Consider the following 3,800-nt stretch of genomic DNA (forward strand, 5'->3'; position numbering starts at 1 on the left):
ATTTCACACATGGCTGCCTGATGCACATGTTGAGGCGCCAACAGCAGGGAGTATCGTGCTTGCAGGTGTGCTGCTAAAGATGGGGACATACGGATTTTTGAGGTTTTCCCTGCCGATGCTTCCTGATGCCTCAAGGTATTGTGCAGACCCAATACTATGGTTGTCCATAGTTGCCATCATATACGGCGGTTATCTTGCGCTTGCGCAGGATAATATAAAAAAACTAGTTGCATACTCCAGCGTCAGCCGCATGGGTTTTATAACACTTGGCTTATTTGTTTTTAATGTTCAGGGTGTTGAGGGTGGCATCCTTCAGATGTTAAATCACGGCATTACGACCAGCGCCTTGTTTTTGTGCGTCGGTGTTATATACGAGAGAACTCACACAAGGGATTTAAATTTATATGGCGGACTCGCAAAGGCAGTCCCGATTTACACCACATTTCTTGCAATCTATACCCTGTCTTCAATGGCAATACCGGGCACCAATTCATTTATAGGAGAACTGCTCATATTGGTCGGTTCATTTGCCTATAACCCTCTTATGGGTGGGTTTGCTGTCATAGGCGCTGCTATTGGCGCTGCATACCTTTTGGGAATGTATAAAAGGGTGGCGCTTGGCGAGATTACGCACAGCCATATAAAAGAGGCATGGGATGTGAATATAAGAGAAATCGCTGCAATGACTGCATTAGTGGTTTTTGTTGTGTGGATAGGCTTTTATCCAAAACCATTTTTAAATATAATGCATGTTTCTGTGGAGCATCTGCTGGGGCAGATACAGGTTGTGCAGGCTCCGTGATCATATTTTACGGTTCCATGTACCCCCAAAAATCAATGTCTATTTTTGGGATGTAATCACAAATTGACATTGTAACCACTTTTTTGGTATAAGGTAACCATAAAATATTTGTGAGGCAAAGGTGATTTCTGTGGGCATAAAAGAACTTAAAGCAAAATTGAGCGCATATGTTGACAAGGTGCGCCGCGGGGAAAGGTTTGTCATAACCGAACATGGAAGCGAGGTAGCAATGGTCATTCCCATTTCAAGGGAATGGATTGCTGTCAAATCCCTTGCCGTAAAAAACAAGGCAAAATGGTCTGGAAAAAAACCCGAAGGGATAAAAGGCATCAGTATCAAGGGAAAACCTCTTTCAGAGACAATTCTGGAAGAACGACGATGATACTCTATCTTGACACCAGCAGTCTGGTTAAACTGTATGTGGAGGAGACCAACTCCGGTATTGTAAAGAATTGGGTGAAAGAGTCCGAAATTGCGGCTGTTTGCCGCGTAGCATACCCTGAAATGATTTCTGCGCTGAATAAACGATTGCGATGCGGAGATATATCAAGCAAGGAATATCGCCTGCTCGTTGCAGGATTTTCAAAGGAGTGGCTGGATTTTGCTGTAATGGATTTTGATGAAATAGAGGCAGGTCAATTGGCTGAAAAATACGGACTGCGGGGTTTTGATGCAGTGCATCTGTCATCCGCAAAACTTTTGAGGGCGGAAGGCAGTTCTCTTTCATTGGCATTTTCGTCCTTTGATAAGAAACTGAATCAAGCCGCATCTTCAGAGGGGTTTACTATTTTACCGCCACTTCAGAGTTTTTAATATTTCCTGTCAGACCGCGCAGACCTGACCACCAGGGAGCATTTATTTAAGGGGAAACATTATGCAATTTAATATACTAGATGTCATAGCAAGTTTGCCTGAGATAATAGTTTTTACAGCAGCAACACTGCTCTTAATAATAGACCTGTTTTTAGGCAAGGGAAAGAAGCATATAATAGGATACATCTCATTGGCTGTTATACTTACAGCATGGGTTTATACATGCAAACTTTCAGGCGCTACCATCTATGCCTTTAACAGCATGTTTATCTTTGACGGCTACTCCAGTTTTTTCAAGATGGTCTTCTATCTCTCCACAATATTGGCAATACTCCTTTCAATGAACTACATTAAGGTTGAAGACATTGAGCATGGTGAATATTATATCCTGCTCTTATTTGCCTTAAGCGGCATGATGCTCATGGCATCTGGTATGGATTTAATTTCCATATATATCGGTCTTGAACTCATGGCAATATCCATATATGTGCTTACTGGTCTTATCAAGCAGGATGTCCGCTCAAATGAGGCTGCCATGAAATACATCATCCTTGGCGCCCTTTCATCTGGAATCCTTCTCTACGGCATTTCCCTTGTTTATGGTTTGACAGGCACCACACAATTATCCGCTATAAGCGAGTTCCTAAAGAATAAAGAAAGTATAGACCCTGCGCTTCTACTTGCCATTGTTTTTCTTGTAGCAGGTTTTGGATTCAAGGTTGCGGCAGTGCCTTTTCACATGTGGGCGCCTGATGTGTATGAGGGTGCCCCAACATCTATTACAGCATTCATGTCTGTTGGACCAAAGGCAGCAGGGTTTGCTGTCCTCCTGCGGGTTTTTCTTGATAGTTTCGGTTCTATCTCAGTCCACTGGCTCACCCTTATATCAGTCCTTTCTGTTGCAACAATGGTTGTAGGCAGCATAGTGGCGCTTGTGCAGACCAACATTAAAAGGATGCTCGCATATTCAAGCATTGCACATGCAGGTTATGGGCTGCTTGGTTTTGTGGCAGGCGGCAGGGATGGAATTGCAAGCGTTATGCTCTATATGCTCATATATGCCTTTATGAACATGGGCATATTTGGCGCAATTATTGTTATGAGAAAGGGTAATTTCCATGGAGAGAATATCACAGACTATACAGGACTTGCAAAGGTGCATAAAGGCATGGCGCTTCTTATGCTTATATTCCTCTTTTCCCTTGCAGGCATACCGCCTACCGCAGGTTTTGTCGCCAAGTTCTATGTATTTATGGCGCTTATTAACAAAGGGTTTATAACACTTGCTATTATCGGCGCGGTAATGAGCGCTGTTTCTGCGTATTTCTATATCAGGATTGTTATGCTAATGTATATGAAAGAGCCTGAAAGGGAATTTGCTCTGGCGCAAACACTGTCAACCCGCATTGCCCTCGCAATCGCTGTCTTTGGCACAGTCTTAATAGGCGTCCTTCCAACATGGTTTATTGACTGGGCACAGAAGTCAGTATTTTCAATGTGAACTTTACCTTTGAATTTCATTGTTATTAACCTGAAAACACACTGTCATTGCCCGGCTTGACCGGGCAATCCAGAAGCCTCTCGATGAATGACAAATTTGGGGGGGCAAATGTCTCTGGGTATCCTCAATCAAAATGTTTTGGTACGATATCTTCCATTTTCATTCTCCTTTGTGCAATGAGTTTTTCTACTTCCTTTCAAAAATCTGTTTGAGGATAGAAGCGATAAACCTTATATCTTCCGGGTTTTTATTCCGCACAGATAGAATCAACTCTTTAATAGCCGTTTCTTCGTCCACTTTTTTCCCATCCTTTCTAAAGAGAAAAAGTTCATAAACCTCAACACCTAGCGTCCTTGCAATCCGTTCCAGAGTCTTGAGGTATGGCGCCTGTTTTCCCCTTTCTATGTATCCGATGTAATTCACACTTAAATCCACTAACTCAGCAAATTTTTCTTGAGAGAGTTTAGCCCTTTTTCTTTCTTCCCGTATTTTTGCCCCTAGCCTTTTTAGTATATCTCCCATGCTGCCCCCAAATTATTTGTAAGTATAAGTTAGTTGGTTATTAGATATAACAAACAAATAATCGCTAATATGCATAATTTTCTTGACAAATAGTTTGCATTTTGTATGATTGCCCTGACAAATAGTTTGGAAGTTGGTGCAGTTTGCACACAATTTTACAGA

General features: G+C 42.2%; 5 protein-coding genes. 4 read left to right on the forward strand and 1 reads right to left on the reverse strand.

Annotated elements, in window-relative coordinates; translation table 11 throughout:
- The 4 genes from HZC45_06515 to HZC45_06530 all read left to right on the forward strand — a co-directional run.
- A partial coding sequence (locus tag HZC45_06515; protein ID MBI5682800.1) for an NADH-quinone oxidoreductase subunit M occupies nucleotides 1–802 on the forward strand: 802 nt, incomplete at its 5' end.
- Nucleotides 803–923: 121 nt separating this feature from the next.
- Nucleotides 924–1,184: a type II toxin-antitoxin system prevent-host-death family antitoxin gene (locus tag HZC45_06520; GenBank protein MBI5682801.1), complete on the forward strand. Its 261-nt coding sequence runs from the start codon at nucleotides 924–926 to the stop codon at nucleotides 1,182–1,184.
- Nucleotides 1,181–1,615: a type II toxin-antitoxin system VapC family toxin gene (locus HZC45_06525; protein MBI5682802.1), complete on the forward strand. Its 435-nt coding sequence runs from the start codon at nucleotides 1,181–1,183 to the stop codon at nucleotides 1,613–1,615. The genes HZC45_06520 and HZC45_06525 overlap by 4 nt, the downstream gene beginning before the upstream one ends.
- A 61-nt stretch (nucleotides 1,616–1,676) precedes the next feature.
- The gene (locus HZC45_06530; protein ID MBI5682803.1) at nucleotides 1,677–3,116 is read left to right on the forward strand and encodes an NADH-quinone oxidoreductase subunit N; all 1,440 of its coding nucleotides are present in this window, start codon (nucleotides 1,677–1,679) and stop codon (nucleotides 3,114–3,116) included.
- A 186-nt stretch (nucleotides 3,117–3,302) separates the two neighbouring features.
- Here HZC45_06530 and HZC45_06535 read toward each other — a convergent pair whose 3' ends face one another.
- Complete coding sequence (locus HZC45_06535) at nucleotides 3,303–3,638, reverse strand: helix-turn-helix transcriptional regulator (GenBank protein MBI5682804.1); 336 nt, start codon at nucleotides 3,636–3,638, stop codon at nucleotides 3,303–3,305.
- Nucleotides 3,639–3,800 lie beyond the last annotated feature (162 nt).

The sequence above is a fragment of the Deltaproteobacteria bacterium genome (assembly GCA_016223005.1).
Lineage (GTDB): Bacteria > Desulfobacterota > GWC2-55-46 > UBA9637 > GWC2-42-11 > JACRPW01.